We start from the raw sequence: 21563 nt of genomic DNA on the forward strand, positions 1-21563 counted from the left end.
AGCGGGTCAGCCGATGATGCCTGCGTTGATGATGGAGTTGTCGTTGTCGTTCACAGTGGTGTCCCAGTCCCACCAGTTGCAGGAGTAGTGGACGCACTTCCCGTGGCCACCTCCGCGCGCCTCCATGTCGCCTGCGGAGGCGAGGCCTGCTCCGGCGAAAGCGAGCGGCAGGATGAACGCACCGACGACAATGGGACGAAGCAGCGAGCGCATAATTGCCTTCCTTCCAATTCGGCTTGCCCGGGGGTATTTCTGGATCAGGCTGACCCGGAATCGGGCAAAACAAGGTGTACCTGCCGGACCCCCGCGCTGCAGATGCTCCGACGGGGTCTTCACCGAAAAGTGTTCCGCCTCGTGAATCGTTGCCCGTCGCAACTCAATTCATCCGGCGAAAGGGTGACTTCCACGCGTTCATCACCTTGAGTGTTGAAAGCGAATCCAAAAGGGTGGTCTGCGGTGACACCGCGCTGCTGCCGCCGCAGGTCGCCTCGCGCCAGTCGTACAAGGATTCGCCTGACGGTGGTGTTCAGGATTGGGCGACGTCGGCCGCGGATCCGCCGGTGATCCGCAGCAGCTCGGCGAAGTTCGTCGGGAACATCGCGTGCTTGCTGCCGGCCCCCGCCCAGACCGTCGGATGCGCGGCCAGCGCGCGGTCCACCACCGTCCGGATCGGCTGCGGATGCCCCACCGGCCCGACGCCGCCGACCGGCTGACCGGTCGCCTCCGCGACGAACTCCGGACTGGCCCGCCGGATCTTGCGGACCCCGAGCGACCGCTCCAGACCTCGCGTGTCGACCCGGTGCGCGCCGCTGGCGATCACCAGCAGGGGATCGCCGTCAGCGGTGAACACGAGGCTGTTGGCGATCGCCCCGACCTCGCAGCCCAGCTGCTCGGCGGCCGCAGCGGCCGTGGGCACCTCGGTGTCGAACTCGACGACCGCGCCCTCGGCGCCGAGGGCGCGCAGCCGTTCGGTGAACGCATCCGTCATGTTGTTCATGCCGCGCAGACTATTGATCTGCGCGGCACGACGGCCAGCGGGTTTCACCGCAGCCGCAGCGGGAGTTCGCTGACGCCGGTCATGTTCGGGCTGGGCAGGAACCGCGGGGCCCGGTCCGGGTCGGTGCGCAGCCGCGGGAAGCGGTCCAGCAGGAGGTTCAGGGCGACCTTGCCCTCCAGGCGGGCCAGCGGAGCGCCCAGGCAGAAGTGGATGCCGCGACCGAAGCCCAGCTGCGGGTTCGGGTCGCGCGTCACGTCGAAGACGTTCGGGTCGGCGAACTGCCGGGGATCGCGGTTGGCCGCGGCGATCCACAGCAGCAGCATCTGATCGGCCGGGATGCGCACCCCGCCGAGCTCGGTCTCCTCGGTGGTCACCCGCGACACCGCCGCGAACGGGCTGAGGAACCGCAGCGACTCCTCGATCGCCGCCGGAACCCTCGACCGGTCGGCCCGCACCATCGCGCACTGGTCCGGGTGCGCGTCCAGGCACAGCAGCGCGTTCCCGAGCAGCATCGTGGTGGTGATGTGCCCGGCCACCAGCAGCACCATGCCGAAGTTGGTGATCTCGGCGTCGGTGAGCCGGACGCCGTCCACCTCGGCCTCGACCAGCTTGCTCAGCAGGTCCTCGCGGGGCTTGGCTCGGCGTTCGCGGACGTGCTCGGTCAGGTAGTTCGCGAGCTCCCCGACCTGCTCCATGGCCGAGGCGAAGTACGCCTCGTCCTCGGGCGAGCGGTCCTTGATCGAGACCTTGTTGGTGGAGTTGAACATCCCGTCGACCCACCGCTTGAACTTGTCGCGGTCGCCGGCGGGAACCCCGAGCAGCTCGGCGATGACGATCACCGGCAGCGGGTAGGCCAAATCGGCCACCAGCTCCGCTCGGTCCTGCATCTGACCCAGCAGCTCGACGGTGATCTCGGCGATCCTCGGCTCCAGGTCGGCCACGACCTTCGGGGTGAAGGCGTGGCTGACCAGCTTCCGGAGCTTCTGGTGGTCCGGCGGGTCCAGCTGCGTCAGGTTGCCCTCGGAGAACCCGCGCGCCTCCGGGACCAGTCGTTGGGTGTGGGAGGAGAAGGTCGCCGGGTCGCTGAGCGCCCGCAGGATCTCCGGGTACCCGTGGACCTCCCACATCCCGGTCGCTTCGTCGTAGCCGACCTCGCGGTCCGGCCGTTGGCCGCGGAGCCAGAACTGCGCGGCGTTGATCCCCCAGGTGTCGGCCAGTGCGGTCATGTCGTGCCCCCGATCGCGGCCGGTCAGCCGCGTTGTTGTGGTGTGTAGATCCACTCCCGGAACTGCGCGTTGAGCTCGTCGAAGAGGTTCCCGATCTCGTCGGCGACGATCGCCAGCGACTCGGGATCGGGGTCGCCCGCCGGCTCGAACGCGTTCCGGATGGTGTGTTCCAGCGCCCGCGCCTTGGCCTCGTGGTCGAGGGCGGCGAACTCCGGGTTGATGTTGTCGGTGAGGTGGAAGCCGGTCGCGGTGGCGACGACGGCCATGTAGACGTCCGGCACGTCGTCGCGCAGCAACCGGTGCTTGAAGATCAGCTCGCGGTAGCGGTCGCCGAAGCGCTGGGTCTGCCCCTGGTGCGCGGACTGCTTCATGCTGCCCAGCAGCTCGGTGTCGCCGGTGACGAGCGCCTTCATCAGCGGATCGCGCATGGCGGCCAGGAAGCTGCGGGCGAAGAACCGGTGCGGCAGGACCTCGGTCGGATCGGCCCGGAACGCCTCCACCAGGCCGTTGAGCACGCCGATCGACTCGCGCATGATCAGCGCCTCGAACAGCTGCTCCTTGGTGCGCCAGTGCAGGTAGACGGTGCCCTTGCCGATCCCGGCGCGGCGGGCGATGTCGTCGATGGTGACCTTGCGGTAGCCCAGCCGGACCATCAGCTCGGCGGCCGCATCGAGGATGCGGTTCGCCCGGTCGGTGGGCTGCGTCATTCGGCTACCTCCGTGACTCGTTGACCAGAATTTCAAATCTGGTCATCAGGTCACTTCAAGATAGACCCGTGGTCGAGCGCGCGCAAGGGTCACCTGGACGAGTTAATGGCCCTGCCCCAGCGGGTGTTGCGTCGAGCAGGAACCGACGATCGGGCTTAGCTTCGCCGGGGGCCTCAACGATGCTTTTCACGAGGCACGGGAAGGAGCACCATGGGCTTCGGAGACTTCAAGGACAAGCTGCAGAACCTCGGTCAGGAGCACGGCGACAAGGTCGAGCAGGGCATGGACAAGGCCGGTGACGCGGCCAAGAACAAGTTCGGCCACGAGGACCAGGTCGACCAGGCCGTGGAGAAGGGCAAGGGCTTCGTCGGCGGAGACCAGGAAGAGCCCCCGCCGCCCGGCCAGTAGGACAACTCGAAGCATCGGCGCTGCGGCCCAGGCTGGCGGCGGGACCAGGCGAGAGCCGTCCCGACCAGTGGTCGGAGTGCACCATAGAAGAGGTCGCCCCCACGCACAGGGCGACCTCTTCTTCGTGCGTATGAATCCGGTGGTCCCTCTGCCTGGCGGTGCGGGTGGCGGAACCTGAGCGGCTCCGTGGTCTCCGTGCGCCGCTCCTTGAGTATGTGATACGCGGCGTCACGGCGTACTCGCCACGAAGCCGCTCAGAACCCGCGGCGGTGCGAGTTGCTCAGGTGGGGCACGGAGAAAGCACCTCCGGCGCTTGCCTGACGGTCTCAGCCCACTGGCACCTGGGTGGTTGCTTGGTCTTCTTCGATGGCTGTGACTCGGCCGCCGAGTTCGCCGAGGTCTCGCAGGCGGGAGAGGGCTTCTGGGCGGAGGCGGACCGTCGAGGTCGTCGTGCCCTCGCCGGTGGCCAGGGCGTCGAGGCGCTTCCGGGCTTCGTGGCCCGAGTCCAGTGTGGACTTGAGGCCGCCGGTGGAGGCGAGGGAACCGCGGGTGGCGCCCAAGCGGCCCAGGGCGTCGTCCACGGCGTCGAGCAGGGCGGCCTTGTTGCCCTCGGTCATGGCGCGCACCAGCTCCGGGTTGCTGCCCGCGACCCGGGTTCCGTCCCGGAACGAGCCCGCCGCCAGCGACAGCGCGAGCGGGCCACCGTCCGCGCCGACCGTGGCGAGGATCGCCGCGAACAGGTGCGGGAGGTGGGAGATCCGGGCCACCGAGTCGTCGTGCGCCGCGGCGCCGGTCGGGACCACGTGGGCGCCGCAGTCCAGTGCCAGCTGAGCGGCCTCGCGCCACGCGTCGATCGTGGTGGCCTCCTCGATGGTCACCGCCCAGGCCGCGCCCCGGAACAGCTCCGCCGAGCCGGCCGCGAAGCCCGAGGCCGAAGTTCCCGCCATCGGGTGGCCGCCGGCGTAGCGGGCGTTCGGCACGAGCTTGCGGACCTCGAAGTCGACCGGGTCCTTCACGCTGACCACGTCGGTGAGCCAGGCGCCCGGGTGGATCTCGGCGATCTTGCGCAGCACCTCGCGCAGCGCGGTCAGCGGCACCGCGACCACCACCAGCGCGTCCTCCTGCTTGGCCCGGCGCAGCGCGGTATCGGTTTCGAGCACCTCGAAACCGTCGTCGCGGGCTGCTGCGGCATCCGCCTCCGACGCGGTGGCACCCCACGCGGGGCGCCCGGCGCCGGACGCGGCCCGCAGCACGGATCCGCCGATGAGTCCCAGTCCGATCACGCACACGGCACGCATCCGTCCATCCTGCCCGACGGAGCCGCATCGCACGCACCCGGTTGAGCGCTTTCCGTCCCCTGATGGATACGACAATCGCAATAGTGCTTTCGGGTGGCCTTCGTACGCTTTACGGTGTCTCCATGACGGTGCAGGAGCCGGTCGCAGGCTTCGCCGTCGCCGTGGTCCGGGAAGACGGGCGGTGGCGGTGCAGCGCGATGGACAACTCGGTGCTGACCGGCCTGGACGCCTCGATCACGGCGTTGCGCGAGCTGCGTTCCACCGGCGCGGTGTTCGGAATGTGCAATGTGGACGACGAGTTCTTCGTGCTGATCCGGCCGGTCCCGGGGGGTGTGGACCTGCTGCTGTCCGATGCCGCTGCGGCGCTGGACTACGACATCGCCGCGGACGTGCTCGACCTGCTGCGCGTGGACGCTCCGGATGAGGACGACGAGGAGGTGTGGCCGGAGGGCAACCTCGCGGTCCTGTCCGACCTGGGGCTTCCCGAGGGCGAGCTGCTGGTCATCATCGAGGAGGTCGACCTCTACCCGGATGAGCAGCTGGAGATGATCGCCCAGCGCTGCGGGTTCGGTGACGACTTCTCGAAGCTGTTGGAGAACATGTACCGGTGAACACCACCGAGGCCCGCGCCGGCGACGTCGAGCTGGTGCGGGCCGCGCTGCGGGTGGCCGCCGACGCGCCGTCCACGGGCGACGTGCCCATCGGCGCCGTCGTCGCCGACGCCGAAGGCCGGGTGCTGGCCGAGGCCTGCAACCGGCGCGAAGCCCACGGCGACCCCACAGCGCACGCCGAGGTCCTCGCCCTGCGCGCCGCCGCCCGGGCCCACGGCGACGGCTGGCGGCTGGAGGGCTGCACCCTCGCGGTCACCGTCGAACCGTGCACGATGTGCGCCGGAGCGCTGGTCCTGTCCCGCGTGGCCAGGATCGTCTTCGGCGTGTGGGAGCCGCGGACCGGGGCCGTCGGCTCGCTCTGGGACGTCGTCCGCGACAACCGCCTCAACCACCGCCCGGAGGTCGTCGGCGGCGTCCTCGCCGACGAGTCGGCAGCCCTCCTCGATTCCTTCTTCGCCACCCGCCGCAACACCCCTCCCGGGGGCTGAGGCCTGCGTCCGGAGTCGCACCCCCGATGGCCAGGGGCGACGGCTCCGGAGCGCGCCGGGTCGACCCCCTGTGCGGGGCGTGAGGGGGCGGCCGGTAGCCTTATCGGCGGTAGCGTGTCCGAGCGGCCTAAGGAGCGCGCCTCGAAAGCGCGTGTGGTTAACAGCCACCGTGGGTTCGAATCCCACCGCTACCGCTCGCAAGGGCCGGTCCCCTCGGGGACCGGCCCTTCTGCATGTCCGGACCTGTGCCGCTCACCGCCGACTAGGACATCGTGCACGTCAACGCCGAGTTCCCCGGCCAGATCAGCGACCACGACCCGCAGGTCGTCCGGCTCCGCGCCGCGGGATGACCTGACGGGTGGCGGGGTTCCAGCCGGAACCTCGCCACCCGCGGGGGGTCAGGGCACGATGTTCTGGTTCAGCCGGAAGAGGTTGTGCGGGTCGTAGCGGCGCTTGGTCTCGGCCAGGCGGTCGTAGTTCTCGCGGTAGTTCGCCTTGATCCGGTTCTGGTCGTCGGCGGCCATGAAGTTGACGTAGCCGCCCTCTTCGGAGTGCGGAGCGGTCGCGGCGTAGTAGTCGCGCACCCAGCTGATGTTCGCCTCGTTGTCGGCGGGATCCGGCCACATGCCAGCGATGACGGTCGCGAAGCTCGCGTCCCGGTAGGCGAAGGCCGTCTCGCCGGGCGCGACGCGGTGGCAGGCGCCGTTGATCGGGTAGATGTGCACGGTCGAGTTCACCACCGGAACCCGAGGTCCGTGCTGGAGGTGCGCGGCGATCATCTCGTCGCTGAGCTCGGTGGCGAAGTTGGCCTTCCAGTAGTGCTGCAGGCCTGGCGGGACCAGTGCGTCGAAGGCGGCGTTGAGCGCGGGGTAGGGCATCGGGCCGACGTGTTCGGCGGCCACGGGTGCCAGGTCGCGCAGCGCGGCCACGGCCGCCGGTCCTTCCTCGACCGGCCCCGACCAGCAGGTCACCACCGCAACGTGCGGGATGCCGTGCCGCTGCTCGGGGATGAACGGCAGCGGCGGGGCGATCTGGAAGGCCGGGAACGCGCCGAGCTGCTCGGGCGCGTCGGCGATCAGGTCGCGGAAGCCGCGCAGCACGTCTCCCGCGTGTTCCAGGTCGAAGAAGATCGGCCCGCCGTAGATCTCGCTCACCGGGCTGAGCCGGTACTCGAACGACGTCACCGCGCCGAAGTTGCCGCCTCCGCCGCGAAGCGCCCACAGCAGGTCGGTGTTGTGCTGCTCGTCGGCCACCACGACGTCGCCGGAGGCCAGCACGACGTCGGCGGAGATGAGGTTGTCGCAGGACAGGCCGAGCCCCCGCGCCAGGTACCCGATCCCGCCGCCGAGCGTGAGCCCGCCGATCCCGGTGGTGGAGATGATGCCGCCGGTGGTCGCCAGCCCGTAGGCGTGCGTGGCCGCGTTGAAGTCGCCCCAGGTCGCGCCGCCCTCCGCGCGCGCGGTCCGGCGCTCGCCGTCGACGCGCACGCCGCGCATCCCGGACAGGTCGGCGACCACGCCGCCCTCGCAGGTGCCGAAGCCGGGCACGCTGTGACCGCCGCCGCGCACCGCCAGGTCGACGCCGTTCTGCCGCGCGAAGGTGACCGCGGCCCGCACGTCCCCGGCGTTGGCGCAGCGCACCACGGCGGCGGGGTGCAGGTCGATCATCGCGTTGTGGACCCGCCGGGCTGCCTCGTAGCCGGCGTCCGGTGGTGTGATCACCGGCCCGCGGACCTGTTCCCGCAGTTGTTCGATCGTCATGCCCACGACAGCCGCCCCCGCTCCGCTCCTGCGCGTTCGCCTCGATCGCACCGTGCGACACCTGCGGTGCCCTGCACAGAGACGTTTGGCCCGGAAAGGGGGGAGAAAACGAGAAAGAGCCCCGAACCAGCTGGTCCGGGGCTCTTCGCGAGCGGAGGATACGGGATTCGAACCCGTGAGGGCTATTAACCCAACACGATTTCCAATTCCACTCCCAGGGGTATCAGGAGGTATCTCGCGATCCAAAGACGCTGGTGAGAGGTATGGCTGGGGCAGTGGGGGGCAGTTGATCCGGCCTGAGACTGAGACGAAAACTGAGCCGAAGATGACCTCGCTCAGATCGCCTGTGGTTGCCCCGGGGTCCAAGGACGCGGACCCCCCATGTTCAACGCCTCTACGGCGATCTCAGCAGGCCGTGAGAAGGGCTCTACGCGCGGATGGCTCCGGTGGCGATCGAGTCGGCTCCTGCCTGGTTCGGGGTTAGACGTTCTTCTGGCGGTCGGCACGTCGGGCTGCGTCAAAATGCCGCTTCTCTGCCACCAGGTGCTCTTGAAGAACGCCAGATCCGTAAGCGGCACGAGCAGCGGCGTCTGCCTTTGCCACGGCTGCGCATGCCTTGGCGCTGATCGAGCGTGCGGAAGCGCTGGAGGAAAACAGCAGGCGGCGGTAACAGTCAAAGCCCCTGTTCCCGCCCGGATTTCGTGGCGAGAGCAGGGGCTTTCACACCTCGCGTCACGCTCGCTGGATGCCGCGCAGCTGCTCGAGGTAGGCGTCGGCTTCCGGTTCACCCTCGTACTGATTCTTGAGCACCTGAGCCAGATCCTGCGAGTGCATGGCCAAGGAGGGCAGCGACTTTCGGTCTCCTTCGAGTGCCCGCCGACCATAGCCGATGGCCTCGTCGAGGTTGCCCTCCCTGGCCGCCACAACTCCGAGCGTGACCTGCGCTTCCGCGATCCGCATCGGCCACCGTTCGTGGCCTTGGAAATCGGTGCTAGCTCGGATCACTTCCTCGGACAGCTCACGGGCCAGGCGGTTCTCTCCGACCTGGCGGTAGCAGTCCATCGCGTAGAAGTCGTATTTCGACGGATCGACCATGAAGTGGTTCTCGACGTTGTCGGGGTACGGCATGCCGTCGAGAAGAACGCGGCCGTGCTCAAGGGTTTTCAGCATCTCGTCGCCTCGTCCCATGCGCGCAAGCGCCTTGGCTTTCTGGGCAACAAGCTGGACTGACACGCTGTGGCTACCCGCCGCGGCTTCGCCGGCATCCGCTGCCGCGATAACGCCACGGTAGTCGCCGGACGTCAGAGCGAACCAGGCGCGCATCTCGTGCGCCCAGCCGAGGATTCCTGAGCTGCCAACCTCTTGCCCCAGGCTCAGCGCGGACCGGCGCGTTGCCTCGGCCGCCTGGCGCTGACCGAGGTCGTATTCGAGACAGCCAACCAGCAGTGCGAGCCAGCCGGCGAGTTCGAGCGTCTCGCGGCGCTGGCTGAAGCTCAGTCGCTGTTCCTGCATCTCAACCAAGCGCCGCAGCCATTGCTGCCCTTCGCGAATCAGATCCTGCGGCGCCATCCGCGCGTACTCCGAGCACAGCTTGTCGACGGTGATCCGGACCGCCTGAAGCGTCGCTTCGTTGACGTCCGATGCCGACAGCCGGCTCATGATGTCGAGCGTGCTCATGCCGGTGGCGGTGACGAGCTCAAGGCCGTCAGTAGCCCGCTGCGGTGGCGGGAATAGCGAAGCGGTGACCGTGCCCAGGGTCGCGGCTATCACCGATGCGTAGAAGCTTCCGGGCTTGTTTTCGCCCCGTTCCCACGCCTTCCAGCGGCGCAGAAGGTGATCGGTATCGGGAAGTTCCTTATCGGAGTGCGTCCGCATCTGCTCAGCGGCTTCAAGCTGGGTCCAGCCGCGCGCTTCGCGCATTGAGCGGATGCGTCGCGCCCAGGTCGGCAGATCCTCGCTCATCCGGCCTCCTCGGTGGTGTGCCCGCCTCACCAGTGTGGCATCGGGAGAAGCGCAGGTGGGGGTGTCAAGGAAGGTGATGCGCGCTTATCACCTCGTCCCTCTCGTAACACCTGTCCCAACACTGTCACCAGCCCCTTTGTTCCGGCGATCGTGGTGTCACAGCCAAACGGGACACATGAGGAGGGGTCGGAAATGGCGAAGAACTCGATGCCGGTGATGCCCAAGGCGGGCGGCGGCGCGCTGGCAAAGCTGATGTGGTCGCTGGTCGTCATCGCACTGCTCGTGCTGGTGGTTAAGCACCCCACCGATGCCGCGGCGATTGCACGGGGTGGGTTTGAGCTGATCGGCGGGACTGTCGACGGCCTGGTGTCGTTCTTTCGGCAGGTCGGACAGTGAGGTGCTCAGCCCTGCGGCAGTCGTTGCTCGATACGGGCCAGCCGCTCGCTGATCGCGTCGAGGCGCTGCACGACCTCGGTGAGCATGTCGCGAGCATCGTCCGAGCCCGGCGCGGTCTCGGCGGGTCCGTCGAGACCTTCTCGGCGAACCCACGTGCCCTCACCCTGCCTGCTGATGATCAGCCGTTCATCGCGGAGTACTGCGAGCGCGCTCTTCACGGTGCCAAGGGAAACGCCGTACTCGGCAACCAGTTCAGCCTGCTTGGGCAGGCGTTGACCTGGCCCAAGCGTGCCGTCGTGGATCGCAGTACGGAGGTAGTCGGCGACCTGTTGGTAGGGGGCACGGGGGCTATCGGGGTCAACTTTTCCCATGTCAGAGAGCGTACCGGCGTAGTCCAGATAGGCGACTTAGAAAAGATAGCCTTGACTAGGTTGGCTATCGTGTCTAACGTTCCAGTCGTGCCGGTTGTTGCAGGGTTCTCAAGCACTCAGCCGGACAACAAAAAGGCCCTGGTCAGTGCGGGCACACCGACCAGGGCAGGGCATCTCAGTTTGGAGACCGAAGATGCAGTTCGAGGGTAGCCGGATGTACCGCGTGAAGGCAGTGGCCGAAGCACTCGACGTATCCGTGAACACCATCTATCGCGCGATCGACTCTGGCGCGCTCAAGGCGCTGAAGATCGGCAACGGCAAGGGCGCAGTCCGGATTCCCGGCTCGGCACTGAACGCCTACCTCGGCAATTGCGCCCTGGGCGCCGACGAGGAGGCGATCGCATGACCACGCAACAGCGGATTGAGCGACACGACGCGCTGTACAAGCTGCTGACCAACCTGCCGGGCGCTGACTTCGGTGTGGCTCCGGAGTGCTCGGAGACCGACCCGGAAATCTTTTTCCCGGAGCCGGGCCGGGTGGACCTGGCGCGGCGGGCGATCGCGATTTGCGAGCGCTGCCCGGTGCTGGAGGCCTGCCGGGAGAAGGCGGTGCTTCACGGCGAGCTCGGGATCTGGGGCGGCACCACCGAGACGCAGCGGGAGAAGATCCGCGCCGCGCGTCGCCGGATCCAGCGGGGGCAGGAGGCGGCGTGAGTGGCGAGTCGGTGCCGAGGGTGCCTTTGGGGGCCGTTCTGTGTGGGCGGTGCCGGGCGGACATCCTCACGCACGGGTGGGGTCCGAAGTACCACGCTCAGGCGCGCGGTGAGTGGTCGTGTCCTGACTGCGCGGAGATCGTTGGTGGCCACTTTGACCGGTTGGGTGGTGGATTTCAGGCCGATTCGTGGCTGGATCTGCCCGAGTCGGCTTCCTTGTGGGATCGGCACATGCGGCACGAGGCGGCCCATGCCGTGCTGGTCGAGCGCAGTGACGCGTTGACCGTGGGTCGGGCGGTGGTCAACGAGGACGTGCCGTACGAAGTCGGTGGAAGCCGCGGCGGGCACGTGTACTTCGAACCCACCTCTCCCACGGGCGAGATGCCGGTGACCGACCTGGCCAATGCGCTGCACGCCGGGTGGGCCTCGGATCGCCTGTGGCTGGCCGAGCACGGGCTGGGCCAGGACTTGTACTTCCAGGTCGATGCCGCCAAGGGCGCGTTGATGGACATGGACGCGCTGGCGCAGTTCGTCACCGATCCGCAGGTCCACGTGACTGCCCGGCACGACAGCGACGCCCTGGTACGCGAACACGACCGCGAGATCCGCGCGGTCGCCGACGAACTGGCCCGCCACCACCACCTCAGCGGCGATGCCGTGCGAGCGGCCATCAACGAGGTCACCCGGTCCAGCAGGACCAGAGCGGCCTCCCAGAAACAGCAGTCCCGCAACACCTCCCACGCGCCCGCGCCCAATCCGGTGGGTGCGGCCCAATCCAGCACGACCCAATCCAGCAGCACGACGACACACGGAGGTCATGGCATGGCAGGCATCGACGAGATCGCCGCGGCGATCGGCAGCACCCAGCAGATCAGCGAGCAGATCCGGGCCGCGCTGGCGCAGGTCCAGCAGTGGTCGGAGGAGACCACCGGGCAGCTGGGAATGGTGCTGCAGGACAGCACCCAGCCCGAGGTCGAGCACAGCGTTGCCGCGTTCGCCCAGCTCGGAGAGCAGGTCATCGAGATGCAGCAGCTCGTGGCCGGTGCGGTCGACGGTCTGGAGTCCTATCGAAACCGCCTCTGACCAGCCAACTCAGACCGAGTCACGACAGGAAAGGGACGGTTCGAATGCAGGTCAACGACAGCATCCCGAGCCCGGACACCGCCGACATCGTCTTGTTCGCCCAGCACGAGGGCCTCACCCACGTGCTGCTGGTGCGCCGCGCCGATGATTCCGACGCCTTCGCCGGCCACTGGGCCCTACCCGGTGGGTTCGTCGACCCCGGCGAGACCGCACTGCAAGCCGCCACCCGCGAACTCGGGGAGGAAACCGGGCTCACCGCAGCAGGTCTGACGTGGGTGGGCCGCTACGACGCCCCCGGACGCGACCCACGCGGCCGGGTGGTCAGCGAGGCCTTCACCGCGGTCCTGCCGCAGATGTTCCGGCCCACGGCCGGAGACGACGCCTCGGCCGCCGAATGGATACCGCTGCACCAAATCACCCGCCTGGCCTTCGACCACAACCAGATTCTCACCGACGCCCTGAACACGCTCGACCAGCAGAAAGGAACGACCCGATGAGCAAGCCGGAGATCTGGCACCTCGAACGGAAGCGGTCGTTGTGGGACGGCAGCTCGGTCGCGTGGTGCGGGGTGAAGTTCAAGTCCGGCCAGTACGTCTCGGACTTCTGGTTCATCCCGGCTGGCGGCAGCACCTGCACTGGCTGCAAGCAGGCCAAGAAGAACGGCAAGTAGTTCCGCCCCGGCCCAGCAGTCCGATCCGCCAAGAACAGCCTGCTGGGCCGGGTTCCCCACCGATCAGAGAACCAATCAGGAGGAGTTTCTGATGCTAGAGCACCGGTCGTGTGTCCTGGCCTGCTGCGACGAGTGCGGTGACTACTACGGCGAGAACGCCGACGGAGTCCTGTACTACGCCAGCACCGAGGACGCGCTGAACGACATCACCACTCCGTACATGGCCGATGAACTGGCTTGGGTCGCTATCGAGGGCGGGCGGCTGCGGTGTGACCGCTGCGAGGCCTACCGCTTGTGCCGGACCCACGGGCACGTGTGGCAGCCCTGGCGGCGCTGCCTGTGCCAGGGAATGGGGCTGGAGACCGATTGCGGTCGGGCGGTGCGCTTCTGCGATCGCTGCCCCTCGACCGAGAGCACTCACGAGTCCGACCGCGCGGGAGGTGCGCGATGAACGGCCTTGACCTGTCCCACCGCCTGACGGTGGTCGTGCTCAGCGGCCTGGCTGTGCTGCTGGTCGCGGCACTACTGCTGACCTGGCGGGCCGTGTTGCCCGCCGTGTTGATCGGCCTGCTGGCCATCGGGAGCGGCCTGGTCCGCACGGTGGCGCTGGCCGGATTCCTGCTGATCGCGGTGCTGAGGGTGCTGATGCTGGGCATCGAGCGCCTCGGCTACGCCGTGCCGGCACCTCGGCTGCGTGCCCGAAAGGTGGTGACGGCATGACCACGCGACCCAGTGGCGGCGACGTGATCGACGCCTACCTGACCAGCAACGACACGGGAGAGGGCAGCGGGATGCAGTCGTATCACTGGACCGCCGACGATCAGCTGGAAACCGACCCGGCCGGGATCGGCCCGGTGGCTGACGTGAGCCCGGGTGACTACGACACGGCCGCCGACAGCGATATTTGGGCTACCGGTTCTGGTCGGCGTGCCACGCGGGCGGCGATCCCGGATCCCGACCGACTGGCGGCGATCCGGCGGGTGGCCGACCGGGTGGTGTCGATGCAGGACGACGACGTGCTCATCGAGGCCATGACCGAGGACGAGCTCGCCGAAGCCCGTGCGCTGGGCCGTCAGCGGCGGGAGGCCCGCCGGGGCCACGAGCACGACATGCTCACCGCCGACCTGGCCGAAGAGCAGGCCGCCGCCGAGCACGAGCGGGCCATGCGCACCCGCCACCGCCAGGCCCAGCAGCGCATCGCCGAAGCACGGGAGCGCCAGCAGCGCGCGACCGACCCGTCGTACCGGCTGGTGTTGCTCAACCGGCTGCGGACCTGGCTGCCGCTGGCCGCGCTGCTGCCCGGTCTGGCCTCGGTGGTGTTGGGCACGCTCAACGCCGGGACCCGGTTGAACGTGATCTCGCCGGACACGCGGCTGGTGAACTGGCTGATCGAGCCGATGTTCAGCGTCGGGGTGCTGGTGATCCTGGTGGCCCAGTGGCTCGGTGCGGTGCCCAGCGCGCTGCACTCGCTCAAGCAGGCAGGGCAGGCCCAGGGCATCGGCGCGAAGCTGCGCGCCGCGGCGAGCAACGGGTTCTTCCTGATGGAGCTGCTGCTGTTCGTGGCCACCGTCGTGCTGCAGATCGGCATTCACTACATCGGCCCGGACCCGGCTGGCGACATCGGCCCGCTGGTGTGGCTGTTCGTCCCGCTCGGTCTGCTGATTTCCATGGCCCTGGTTCCGGCGGTGTCCAGCCGCCTTACCGCGGCGTTCGTCGGAGAGGTCACCGCCGCCGAGAACCGCCTCACCACCCCCGCCGAAACGCGTGAGGAATCCGGGTTCTCCACGGGCCCTGACCTGCATCGGGAGAAGGCCGGTGTGGCTTCTCCGGTGAAGGCGGAGAACCCCGCCCGCTACGGCTCCAAGACCCGGGCACGTGATGAGTTCTGGCAGCTGGTCAACACCGGCGAGCTCGACCCCGCCACCGAGAAGGTCAACGCGATCGCCAAGCGCCTCAACACCCGCTGGGAGAACGCCCGCGAGTTCGTCGCCGAATGGCGCGAGCACGCCGCGGCCTGACCCAAGCCCGGACCCTTCCGCCCCACGCTTTTTCGCTGCGATCCGGCCCCCGGCCGGGAGGTGACTACTGATGCAACAGCACGAGGACCCCATGGACAACCTGGCGTATTTCCCCGGTGCCCACCGCCGTGAGGACGGCGAGGAGACGTTGCAGGCCACTGCTGAACGCCTCACTGACCCGGTGAACACCGATGATGAGGTCATCGACGGTGAGGTGGTGGAGCCGGCGACCGAGCTGGAGCCCCGCAAGCCGGTGCTGCCTCCGGCCCTGAAGAGCACGGCCGCGACCGTGGGCACGGCGGCGTGGCGCTGCGCGCGCCGCAACTCGGTGATCACGCTCAAGGGCGTGGAGCAGCAGCGGCTGCTGCGTAAGACCGAGCGGGAGCAGGCCGACCTCAAGGCCGCGCGCCGGATGGCCGCTGAGCAGGGCGACTACGCCCAGGTCCGTGAGATCAACAAGCAGATGATGGAGTCGAAGCTGGTCAGCGTGGAGGCGTGGCGAGCGCGAGCGGACGTGATCGCCTCCATCACCAAGAAGGCCGCGGTGGCACTGGCGATCATCTCCGGGGTGGCGGTGGTGACCGGCACGATCAACTCCTTCGGTGACTGGCTGGGCCCGTGGGACGGGCTGGATGTGCTCTACCTGCTGGGATCGCTGGTGGCCGGCGTGTTCTACACCCTGCAGTTCGCGGTGGAGAACTGGCTGTGGCTGGCCCCGTCGCTGATGGCGGTCACCGCGGGGGTGTGGCTGTCGCGGCGCTGGCGGGACGGCAAGCGTCTTGGTGAGCAGGTTCTGCCGATGGACCTGCGCAACGGCGAGGCCGTGCAGCACGTGGAGCTGGACGAATCCACGCTGGTCTCGGCGCTGGCCAACATCGGTATCCCGGCGCTGAAGGAGATGGCCAAGGAGGGCTGGCCGAACCGTCCCAGCGACCGCGCGTGGGTGCAGTTCCCGATCCTGGATGGCAACGGCATGCTCGCCAAGCTGCGGCTGCCTCTGGGAGCTCCGGTGGAGAAGGTCCAGAAGGCCAAGGTCACCCTGGCCCACAACCTGGGTTGCCTGCCCGCCGAGCTGTGGCTGGACAAGGACGACACCGATCCCACGGTGCTGGACCTGTTCCGGCTCAACCCCGGTGAGCTGCGCAAACCCGTCCCCGAATACCCGCTGCTGCACGAGGGAGCCACCGACTACTTCAAGGGCTTCCCGGTCGGGATCTCCCCGCGTGGTGACGAGATCATCGGCGTGACGTTCGAACGCAACTACGTCATCTCCGGGATCATGGGCTCGGGTAAGTCCACGCTGGTCCTGGACCTGGTGGGCGGCGCGATCCTCGATCCGCTGGTCGACATCGACGTGTTCGTCTTCGCCGAAAACGCCGACTACGACGCCTTCAAGCCCTGCTTCAACACCTTCGTGATGGGCGACACCGCCGAGAACGTCGAGGCCTGCCAGGACCACATCGCCGAACTGCACGCTGACCTGGCACGACGCGGCCGGCTGCTGCAGAAGCACAACGTCACCGAGGTCAACCGCGAGGTCGCGGCCAAGGAACCGGGCCTGCGCCCCCGGATCGTGGTCATCGATGAGTGCCAGTCCTTCTTCCGGCAGGACAAGCCCGAAGACCGCCGCGCGGTGGTCAATCAGATGGTGCGGTTCTTCTCCGCCGCCCGGAAGTACGGCATCACCTGCGTTTTCGTGACCCCGGTGCCCTCGGACCAGTCGCTGCCGCGAGACCTGGTCTCGGTGGCCACCAACCGCGCCTGCTTCGCCATCGGCGACAAGACCCGCAACAACGTCGTGCTCGGCGACAAGGCCCACGAAAACGGCATCTCCGCACTCGGACTCAAGCCCAAGGACGACGAGAACCTCAACGACGTCGGCACCTCCATCACCGTGGGCTTCACCCCGGTGAACGGCACCACCCTGCGCTCCTACCACATGAACCGTGCCCAGCAGGAACAGCTCGTCGAGCGTGCCCTGCAGCTGCGCTCGGGTGTGGCCACCGAGGAACCCGAGGAGCGCGACCTGCTCACCGACGTCCTGGCCGTCATCGGCGACGACGTCACGCCGGCGGGCAAGGTCATGGCCGCGATGCGCTCGAAGTGGTCGTTCTACCAGGGCTGGAAGATCGAAACCCTGGTCAACAACCTCAAGGACGCAGGCGTCCACGTGCCCTCCACCGGCAACACCTACCCCATCAAGCCCGCTACCGTCCGTGACATTCACGGTCGCCGGGATGTCCAGCCGGACAGCGAGGCCAGTTAGCCGACCGCCGCCTGCGGACACCGCCGAAACGGCCCCTGCACGGGCCTCCCGACAGGGGCCTAACCCGGCTAACTCGACTCACTTCCGCAGGCCAGCGCGGGGTTAACTCCCCAGTTAGCAATCTAACTCCACCACCCCAGATCTAACCGCCGATCTAACCGTCCACCCCGGCAGATCGGCCAGCCCCTTACACCCCAAAACAGCTACACACAGTGAGAAAGGGAGGTCGATCGTGCCGAACCTGGACAAGCCCTACGGCGAGACCGACTTCGACCCGGTGCGGGCGTTCCTGGGCTGCCTGATGACCTGCACCGCCGACCGAGCCCGCGAGCTGCTGGCCGGGATGCGTCCGACTGATGCCGGGCCCGGAGTACGCGGGGTTGTCTTCGATCTCGCGGTCCGCGTCACCGGCGCTGGTGTCGCCCCGGGAGCGCAGGTGCTGGTTGCCGAAGCCCGCCGCCGCGGCCTGCTCGCCACCGAGGAGAAGGCTCACGGTTTCGCGATGTGGGTCTTCGGGACCTACGAGCGCGCTCCGTGGCCGGAGGCCGGGTGGGTGCTGCGAACCCACGTGCTGGAAACCGCCTACCGCCGCTCTGTTGGCGAGCACGCCCAGCGCGTGGCGCGGGCCGCCGAGACCGCTGCGGTCGAGCGGCTGCCGGTCCTGCTGGAGCCGAGCGATGAGCTGGTGGACCTGTGGCAGCGCCTGGCCGCCGACCTGGCCCGGTGGCAGCGCGACACCACCCCGGACGTCCCCGACGTGATCGAGCACCGGAGGGCCGCATGACGACTCACGCAGAACACCTCCACCACGACGGAGCGCCTGGTGAGGGTGGACGGGTTGTGCCGTTCCCGACACCAGAGGGCGCGGACGAGGCTCCGCTGCCGGTGGTGGGGTTTCCGAACCTGAGTCCGGCGGCGTTGCAGGGAACCGCGGGGCGCATCGTCCGCGAGGTCGCGCCGACGACCGAGGCACACCCGGCCGCGCTGCTGGCGATCCTGCTATCCACCTTCGGCGCGTGGATCGGCACCGGCTCGTACCTGTACCGGGCCAACAGCGTCCACCCCGGCCGGGTGTGGCCGCTGATCACCGGCCGCACCTCAGACGGCGCGAAGGGCACAGCGCAGGCGGTCATCGAGCGGTTGTTCCGCGAGGTCGCCAAGACCTCGGAGTGGCCGCTGAAGGCGGTCCGTGGCCTGTCCTCGGGTGAGGGGTTGATCGAGCAGGTCGCCGACGAGAAAGACGACGAGTCCGGCGAGATCACCCCGCGCACGGATCGTCGGTTGCTGGTGGTGGAGGAGGAGTACGCGAAGGTGCTGGCCCAGTTCGAGCGCTCGGGCAACACGTTGTCGATGACCCTGCGGGAGGCCTGGGACGGCAAGAGCCTGCAGTCGGTTACCCGCTCCAACCCGGTCACCGCCACCGACCCGAGCATCACCGTCATCGGCCACGTGACCCCGCGCGAGCTGCGCGAGCGGATGACCAGTGCCGAGGTGTTCGGTGGTGGGCTCAACCGGATGCTGATCGTGGCTAGCCGTCGGACCCAGTTGCTGCCCGAGGGCGGCAACCTCCCGGACGGGATGGTCGCCGACATCGCCGGGCAGCTGGCCGACCGGCTGCGCAAGCTCTCCAGCTTGGGTGAGGTGCCGTTCACCCCGGCCGCGATCGAGGCGTGGGAGCCGATCTACCGCGACCTGGCCCGCCCGCGCCCGGACGGCCCGGTCACGGCGCTGTTGGCTCGGGGGCGGCCGATGATCCCGCGCATCGCGCTGACCTACGCCCTCCTCGACGGCTCCCAGGCTGTTGACGTCGAGCACCTGCAGGCCGCCCGGGCGCTGTGGGCCTACACCGAGGAATCCATCCACTGGCTCTACGGCCAGCTCGACGACCAGGAAGAAGTCGAACGCCTCATGGCCTGGCTCGCCGAAGCCAGAGAGGACGGCCGCGGCAAGTCCGAGATCTACAACGACTTCGCCAAGCGCCACAAGAAAGCCGCCGAGCAGACCCTCGAAACCCTCGCCCTGCTCATCCGCGACGGCATCGTCACCCAGGAAACCCGCACCGGCCGCGGCCGCCCCTCCACCCGGTTCATCCTCCGCCCACAGGCCCGCCAGCCCTTCGGAAAAAGCGGAAGTGCGGAGAAAGTCCCAGACCAACCACCCTGACCAGGCAAAACCAGGCCACGCCTTTTACCGCGCCCCCTGCGGAAGAAGCGCGGAAAAAGCCCCCCGTACCGACTTTCTCCGCACTTCTTCCGCACCCACCCCGGAAGAAGTGCCACCGCCAAAACACCAGGTCACGAGCCGATTGCCCGGACTTCTTCCGCATTTCCGCTTCTTCCGCAGACGCATCGCACCAAGCAGCCCGCATAGCGCGGGCAGGGCACGCACGTGCCCGACCCAGGGGAGGAACCAAGACATGGAACCGGGAATGAACCAGCGCACCACCAGTCAGCCTCGCGTCCTGCTCACGATCGAGCAGGCTGCTCACCAACTCTCGTTGAGTCGGGCCACGATGTTCCGCCTAATCAAGACCGGCGACATCGCCTCCGTGCGCATTGGCAGAGCCCGGCGCATCGCAGCCGAAGCGATTGAGGACTACGTCCACCGCCTGTCCGCTGAACAGCGCGCGGCCTGACGAGCTGACCCAGTCACGCAAACTGACCAGCAATTTTAACGAGGAGCACACCGCGATGCCGCGTAGAAACCGCGATGAAGGCACCCGGGCGCCCAACGGTGCGAGCAGCATCTACAAGGGCAACGATGGCTACTGGCACGGCCGCGTCTGGATGGGCACCAAGGACGACGGCAGTCAGGACCGTCGCCACGTGTCGGCGAAGAGTGAAACCGAGGTCGTCAAGAAGGTTCGCAAGCTCGAACAGGAGCGGGATAGCGGCAAGGTGCGGAAACCTGGACGCGCCTGGACCGTCGAGAAGTGGCTGACGCACTGGGTGGAGAACATCGCCGCGCCCACAGTTCGGCCGACGACGATGGTTGGCTATCGCACTTCGGTGTACAAGCACCTGATCCCGGGCGTGGGCAAGCATCGGATCGACCGGCTACAGCCGGAACACCTGGAGAAGCTCTACGCCAAGATGCAGCGCGACGGGCTCAAGGCCGCGACCGCGCACCTCGCGCACCGGACGGTGCGGGTGGCTCTGAACGAGGCCAAGAAGCGACGTCACATCACCGAGAACCCGGCCAACATCGCCAAGCCGCCCAGGGTGGACGAGGAGGAGATCGTCCCGTTCACGGTGGATGAAGCCCGCCGGATCCTCTCGGCAGCGGCCGAAACGCGGAATGGTGCTCGCTTTGTCATCGCGCTAACCCTTGGTCTGCGCAGGGGTGAAGCACTCGGGTTGAAGTGGTCGGACCTCTCGATCACCTGGAAGCACGGGTGCCCGAAGGGGAGGCCGTGCCGGGCGAGTCGCCAGGCTGAGCAGTGCGGCCAGCGTCGGGGTAGCGGCACGCTGGTCATCCGGCGCGCGATTCAGCAGCAGGTGTGGAAGCACGGTTGTTCGGAGGACAAGCCGTGCGGCCACCGCTACGGTGCTCACTGCCCGCGCCGGCACAGCGGCGGCGTGGTCGTGACCGACGTGAAGTCCAGGGCGGGGCGGCGAACCGTGGGCCTTCCACACCCTGTGGTGGAAGCGCTCGAAGAGCACCGTGCCCGCCAGCAGGCAGAGCGGGCGACCGCACGCACCGAGTGGGACGACGCCGATTGGGTCTTCACCAACAGGTGGGGCCGCCCGGTTCACCCGACCGTCGACTACGACGCCTGGAAGGCGTTGCTCAAGGCAGCGAACGTGCGCAACGCGCGACTGCACGACGCACGCCACACCGCGGCGACGATGTTGCTTGTGCTGAAGGTCCCGCTCCCGGCGGTCATGGAGATTATGGGCTGGTCGGAAGCCTCGATGGCCAAGCGCTACATGCACGTGCCGCACGAGCTCGTGACCGCGATCGCGGACCAGGTGAGCGACCTGGTCTGGCCCGTGTCAGAGGCAGAAGAGGAGGCAGCACCGCCCGAGGACGAGTGGGCGCTGGCCGCCGGCCAGGTGGCCGAGATCCGGAAGCTGGTGGGGGCTCTCCCGCCCCAGCTACGGGAGCAGTTCGAGGCGCTGCTGCCGGATGATGACGAGGGCGACGGCCCGGCCTCGAGCGTGGGCATCCCCGCGTAGCCCGCGCCGCCGGAACCCCGCTTAACAGGGTCTATTGAGACGAAAACTGAGACTGGACATGCAAGAGGCCCGGAAGCAATCTCGCTTCCGGGCCTCTGACCTGCGGAGGATACGGGATTCGAACCCGTGAGGGCTATTAACCCAACACGATTTCCAATCGTGCGCCTTAGGCCGCTCGGCCAATCCTCCGTGCGGAAGCCTAACAGGGCGTTTCAGCGAAGCGGATAGGGGGTCTGAGCTGCGGTGACCACTGGTGGCGCGAGTCGTGGGCCCCGGTTTTACGGGCGGGGCCCGCGTCTGGGTACACTGTCCGTGGACCTCGTGCGGCGTCCATCCTGTGAACTCCCCCAGGGCCGGAAGGCAGCAAGGGTAAGCGGGCTCTGACGGGTGCACGGGGTCCCCTTACTTTTC

At 68.1% G+C, this 21563-nt stretch carries 25 protein-coding genes, 2 tRNA genes and 1 other RNA gene; 19 read left to right on the top strand and 9 right to left on the bottom strand.

Annotation, left to right across the window (positions count from 1 at the left end):
- Positions 1–6 precede the first annotated feature (6 nt).
- From E1181_RS07895 to E1181_RS07910, 4 genes are all read right to left on the bottom strand, one after another.
- Complete coding sequence (locus E1181_RS07895; RefSeq protein ID WP_132673297.1) at positions 7–213, bottom strand: hypothetical protein; 207 nt, start codon at positions 211–213, stop codon at positions 7–9.
- 313 nt (positions 214–526) lie between these two features.
- A complete protein-coding gene (locus E1181_RS07900) occupies positions 527–997 on the bottom strand; it encodes a YbaK/EbsC family protein (RefSeq protein ID WP_132673298.1) in 471 nt (156 codons plus the stop codon).
- Between the two features lie 44 nt (positions 998–1041).
- Complete coding sequence (locus tag E1181_RS07905; protein WP_132673299.1) at positions 1042–2223, bottom strand: cytochrome P450; 1182 nt, start codon at positions 2221–2223, stop codon at positions 1042–1044.
- A gap of 23 nt (positions 2224–2246) precedes the next feature.
- Positions 2247–2930 carry a TetR/AcrR family transcriptional regulator gene (locus E1181_RS07910; RefSeq protein WP_132673300.1) on the bottom strand — a complete coding sequence of 228 codons (684 nt, stop codon included), beginning with the start codon at positions 2928–2930 and terminating at the stop codon, positions 2247–2249.
- Between the two features lie 210 nt (positions 2931–3140).
- On the opposite strand from E1181_RS07910, the gene E1181_RS07915 reads away from it, so the two are divergent.
- Positions 3141–3338, top strand: coding sequence for an antitoxin (locus E1181_RS07915; RefSeq protein ID WP_132673301.1), 198 nt, complete (start codon positions 3141–3143; stop codon positions 3336–3338).
- Between the two features lie 326 nt (positions 3339–3664).
- On the opposite strand, the gene E1181_RS07920 is transcribed toward E1181_RS07915, so the two are convergent.
- Complete coding sequence (locus E1181_RS07920) at positions 3665–4636, bottom strand: prephenate dehydrogenase (RefSeq protein WP_132673302.1); 972 nt, start codon at positions 4634–4636, stop codon at positions 3665–3667.
- 122 nt (positions 4637–4758) lie between these two features.
- Here E1181_RS07920 and E1181_RS07925 point away from each other — a divergent pair, with 122 nt between their 5' ends.
- From E1181_RS07925 to E1181_RS07935, 3 genes are all read left to right on the top strand, one after another.
- The gene (locus E1181_RS07925; protein ID WP_132673303.1) at positions 4759–5247 is read left to right on the top strand and encodes a tRNA adenosine deaminase-associated protein; all 489 of its coding nucleotides are present in this window, start codon (positions 4759–4761) and stop codon (positions 5245–5247) included.
- Entirely contained in the window at positions 5244–5735 is a 492-nt protein-coding gene (locus E1181_RS07930; RefSeq protein ID WP_132673304.1) for a nucleoside deaminase, read from the top strand. The genes E1181_RS07925 and E1181_RS07930 overlap by 4 nt, the downstream gene beginning before the upstream one ends.
- Before the next feature lie 108 nt (positions 5736–5843).
- Positions 5844–5929 (top strand) — tRNA-Ser (locus E1181_RS07935).
- Positions 5930–6133: 204 nt separating this feature from the next.
- Here the strand turns inward: E1181_RS07935 and E1181_RS07940 are convergent.
- Together E1181_RS07940 and E1181_RS07945 are read right to left on the bottom strand one after the other, a co-directional pair.
- Positions 6134–7495: an FAD-binding oxidoreductase gene (locus E1181_RS07940; protein WP_235876599.1), complete on the bottom strand. Its 1362-nt coding sequence runs from the start codon at positions 7493–7495 to the stop codon at positions 6134–6136.
- 732 nt (positions 7496–8227) lie between these two features.
- Complete coding sequence (locus tag E1181_RS07945) at positions 8228–9457, bottom strand: XRE family transcriptional regulator (protein WP_207922047.1); 1230 nt, start codon at positions 9455–9457, stop codon at positions 8228–8230.
- 192 nt (positions 9458–9649) lie between these two features.
- Between E1181_RS07945 and E1181_RS07950 the strand changes: the two genes are divergently transcribed.
- Positions 9650–9853 carry a hypothetical protein gene (locus E1181_RS07950; protein ID WP_132673306.1) on the top strand — a complete coding sequence of 68 codons (204 nt, stop codon included), beginning with the start codon at positions 9650–9652 and terminating at the stop codon, positions 9851–9853.
- Positions 9854–9858: 5 nt separating this feature from the next.
- Here E1181_RS07950 and E1181_RS07955 read toward each other — a convergent pair whose 3' ends face one another.
- Positions 9859–10224 (bottom strand): GntR family transcriptional regulator, encoded by a 366-nt coding sequence (locus tag E1181_RS07955; protein ID WP_132673307.1) that lies wholly within the window; start codon positions 10222–10224, stop codon positions 9859–9861.
- A 193-nt stretch (positions 10225–10417) separates the two neighbouring features.
- Here E1181_RS07955 and E1181_RS07960 point away from each other — a divergent pair, with 193 nt between their 5' ends.
- The 13 genes from E1181_RS07960 to E1181_RS08015 all read left to right on the top strand — a co-directional run bounded on the left by E1181_RS07960 (position 10418) and on the right by E1181_RS08015 (position 21152).
- Entirely contained in the window at positions 10418–10630 is a 213-nt protein-coding gene (locus E1181_RS07960; protein ID WP_235876601.1) for a helix-turn-helix domain-containing protein, read from the top strand.
- Positions 10627–10938, top strand: a complete 312-nt coding sequence (locus E1181_RS07965; RefSeq protein ID WP_132673308.1) for a WhiB family transcriptional regulator — start codon at positions 10627–10629, stop codon at positions 10936–10938. Before E1181_RS07960 ends, E1181_RS07965 begins: the two co-directional genes overlap by 4 nt.
- Before the next feature lie 230 nt (positions 10939–11168).
- Positions 11169–12020 carry a hypothetical protein gene (locus E1181_RS07970; RefSeq protein WP_132673309.1) on the top strand — a complete coding sequence of 284 codons (852 nt, stop codon included), beginning with the start codon at positions 11169–11171 and terminating at the stop codon, positions 12018–12020.
- 44 nt (positions 12021–12064) lie between these two features.
- A complete protein-coding gene (locus E1181_RS07975) occupies positions 12065–12517 on the top strand; it encodes an NUDIX domain-containing protein (RefSeq protein WP_132673310.1) in 453 nt (150 codons plus the stop codon).
- Positions 12514–12690, top strand: coding sequence for a hypothetical protein (locus E1181_RS31330; RefSeq protein WP_165944546.1), 177 nt, complete (start codon positions 12514–12516; stop codon positions 12688–12690). The genes E1181_RS07975 and E1181_RS31330 overlap by 4 nt, the downstream gene beginning before the upstream one ends.
- Positions 12691–12781: 91 nt before the next feature.
- On the top strand, positions 12782–13141 hold the full coding sequence (locus tag E1181_RS07980) for a hypothetical protein (RefSeq protein ID WP_132673311.1): 360 nt from the start codon (positions 12782–12784) through the stop codon (positions 13139–13141).
- Positions 13138–13410, top strand: coding sequence for a hypothetical protein (locus tag E1181_RS07985; protein WP_132673312.1), 273 nt, complete (start codon positions 13138–13140; stop codon positions 13408–13410). Before E1181_RS07980 ends, E1181_RS07985 begins: the two co-directional genes overlap by 4 nt.
- Positions 13407–14708, top strand: coding sequence for a hypothetical protein (locus E1181_RS07990; protein ID WP_132673313.1), 1302 nt, complete (start codon positions 13407–13409; stop codon positions 14706–14708). Before E1181_RS07985 ends, E1181_RS07990 begins: the two co-directional genes overlap by 4 nt.
- Positions 14709–14778: 70 nt before the next feature.
- Positions 14779–16974 carry an ATP-binding protein gene (locus tag E1181_RS07995; protein WP_132673314.1) on the top strand — a complete coding sequence of 732 codons (2196 nt, stop codon included), beginning with the start codon at positions 14779–14781 and terminating at the stop codon, positions 16972–16974.
- A 232-nt stretch (positions 16975–17206) separates the two neighbouring features.
- Positions 17207–17758 carry a hypothetical protein gene (locus E1181_RS08000; protein ID WP_132673315.1) on the top strand — a complete coding sequence of 184 codons (552 nt, stop codon included), beginning with the start codon at positions 17207–17209 and terminating at the stop codon, positions 17756–17758.
- A gap of 104 nt (positions 17759–17862) precedes the next feature.
- Positions 17863–19137, top strand: a complete 1275-nt coding sequence (locus E1181_RS08005) for a YfjI family protein (RefSeq protein WP_132673316.1) — start codon at positions 17863–17865, stop codon at positions 19135–19137.
- Positions 19138–19402: 265 nt separating this feature from the next.
- Positions 19403–19609 carry a helix-turn-helix domain-containing protein gene (locus E1181_RS08010; protein WP_132673317.1) on the top strand — a complete coding sequence of 69 codons (207 nt, stop codon included), beginning with the start codon at positions 19403–19405 and terminating at the stop codon, positions 19607–19609.
- A gap of 55 nt (positions 19610–19664) precedes the next feature.
- Positions 19665–21152, top strand: coding sequence for a tyrosine-type recombinase/integrase (locus E1181_RS08015; protein WP_132673318.1), 1488 nt, complete (start codon positions 19665–19667; stop codon positions 21150–21152).
- A 103-nt stretch (positions 21153–21255) separates the two neighbouring features.
- Here E1181_RS08015 and E1181_RS08020 read toward each other — a convergent pair.
- Positions 21256–21341: transfer RNA gene (locus E1181_RS08020), tRNA-Ser, on the bottom strand.
- A gap of 122 nt (positions 21342–21463) precedes the next feature.
- On the opposite strand from E1181_RS08020, the gene ffs reads away from it, so the two are divergent.
- An RNA gene (ffs, locus tag E1181_RS08025) (signal recognition particle sRNA small type) lies at positions 21464–21558 on the top strand.
- The last annotated feature ends 5 nt before the right edge of the window (positions 21559–21563 follow it).

Origin of the sequence: Saccharopolyspora terrae (assembly GCF_004348435.1) — a bacterium.
GTDB classification, from domain to species: domain Bacteria; phylum Actinomycetota; class Actinomycetes; order Mycobacteriales; family Pseudonocardiaceae; genus Saccharopolyspora; species Saccharopolyspora endophytica.

Bases quoted from the DNA above. Each gene is read 5' to 3' on its own strand.
- E1181_RS07895 (WP_132673297.1), bottom strand. From the start codon at position 213: ATGCGCTCGCTGCTTCGTCCCATTGTCGTCGGTGCGTTCATCCTGCCG.
- E1181_RS07900 (WP_132673298.1), bottom strand. From the start codon at position 997: ATGAACAACATGACGGATGCGTTCACCGAACGGCTGCGCGCCCTCGGC.
- E1181_RS07905 (WP_132673299.1), bottom strand. From the start codon at position 2,223: ATGACCGCACTGGCCGACACCTGGGGGATCAACGCCGCGCAGTTCTGG.
- E1181_RS07910 (WP_132673300.1), bottom strand. From the start codon at position 2,930: ATGACGCAGCCCACCGACCGGGCGAACCGCATCCTCGATGCGGCCGCC.
- E1181_RS07915 (WP_132673301.1), top strand. From the start codon at position 3,141: ATGGGCTTCGGAGACTTCAAGGACAAGCTGCAGAACCTCGGTCAGGAG.
- E1181_RS07920 (WP_132673302.1), bottom strand. From the start codon at position 4,636: ATGCGTGCCGTGTGCGTGATCGGACTGGGACTCATCGGCGGATCCGTG.
- E1181_RS07925 (WP_132673303.1), top strand. From the start codon at position 4,759: ATGACGGTGCAGGAGCCGGTCGCAGGCTTCGCCGTCGCCGTGGTCCGG.
- E1181_RS07940 (WP_235876599.1), bottom strand. From the start codon at position 7,495: ATGACGATCGAACAACTGCGGGAACAGGTCCGCGGGCCGGTGATCACA.
- E1181_RS07945 (WP_207922047.1), bottom strand. From the start codon at position 9,457: ATGAGCGAGGATCTGCCGACCTGGGCGCGACGCATCCGCTCAATGCGC.
- E1181_RS07950 (WP_132673306.1), top strand. From the start codon at position 9,650: ATGGCGAAGAACTCGATGCCGGTGATGCCCAAGGCGGGCGGCGGCGCG.
- E1181_RS07955 (WP_132673307.1), bottom strand. From the start codon at position 10,224: ATGGGAAAAGTTGACCCCGATAGCCCCCGTGCCCCCTACCAACAGGTC.
- E1181_RS07960 (WP_235876601.1), top strand. From the start codon at position 10,418: ATGCAGTTCGAGGGTAGCCGGATGTACCGCGTGAAGGCAGTGGCCGAA.
- E1181_RS07965 (WP_132673308.1), top strand. From the start codon at position 10,627: ATGACCACGCAACAGCGGATTGAGCGACACGACGCGCTGTACAAGCTG.
- E1181_RS07970 (WP_132673309.1), top strand. From the start codon at position 11,169: ATGCGGCACGAGGCGGCCCATGCCGTGCTGGTCGAGCGCAGTGACGCG.
- E1181_RS07975 (WP_132673310.1), top strand. From the start codon at position 12,065: ATGCAGGTCAACGACAGCATCCCGAGCCCGGACACCGCCGACATCGTC.
- E1181_RS31330 (WP_165944546.1), top strand. From the start codon at position 12,514: ATGAGCAAGCCGGAGATCTGGCACCTCGAACGGAAGCGGTCGTTGTGG.
- E1181_RS07980 (WP_132673311.1), top strand. From the start codon at position 12,782: ATGCTAGAGCACCGGTCGTGTGTCCTGGCCTGCTGCGACGAGTGCGGT.
- E1181_RS07985 (WP_132673312.1), top strand. From the start codon at position 13,138: ATGAACGGCCTTGACCTGTCCCACCGCCTGACGGTGGTCGTGCTCAGC.
- E1181_RS07990 (WP_132673313.1), top strand. From the start codon at position 13,407: ATGACCACGCGACCCAGTGGCGGCGACGTGATCGACGCCTACCTGACC.
- E1181_RS07995 (WP_132673314.1), top strand. From the start codon at position 14,779: ATGCAACAGCACGAGGACCCCATGGACAACCTGGCGTATTTCCCCGGT.
- E1181_RS08010 (WP_132673317.1), top strand. From the start codon at position 19,403: ATGAACCAGCGCACCACCAGTCAGCCTCGCGTCCTGCTCACGATCGAG.
- E1181_RS08015 (WP_132673318.1), top strand. From the start codon at position 19,665: ATGCCGCGTAGAAACCGCGATGAAGGCACCCGGGCGCCCAACGGTGCG.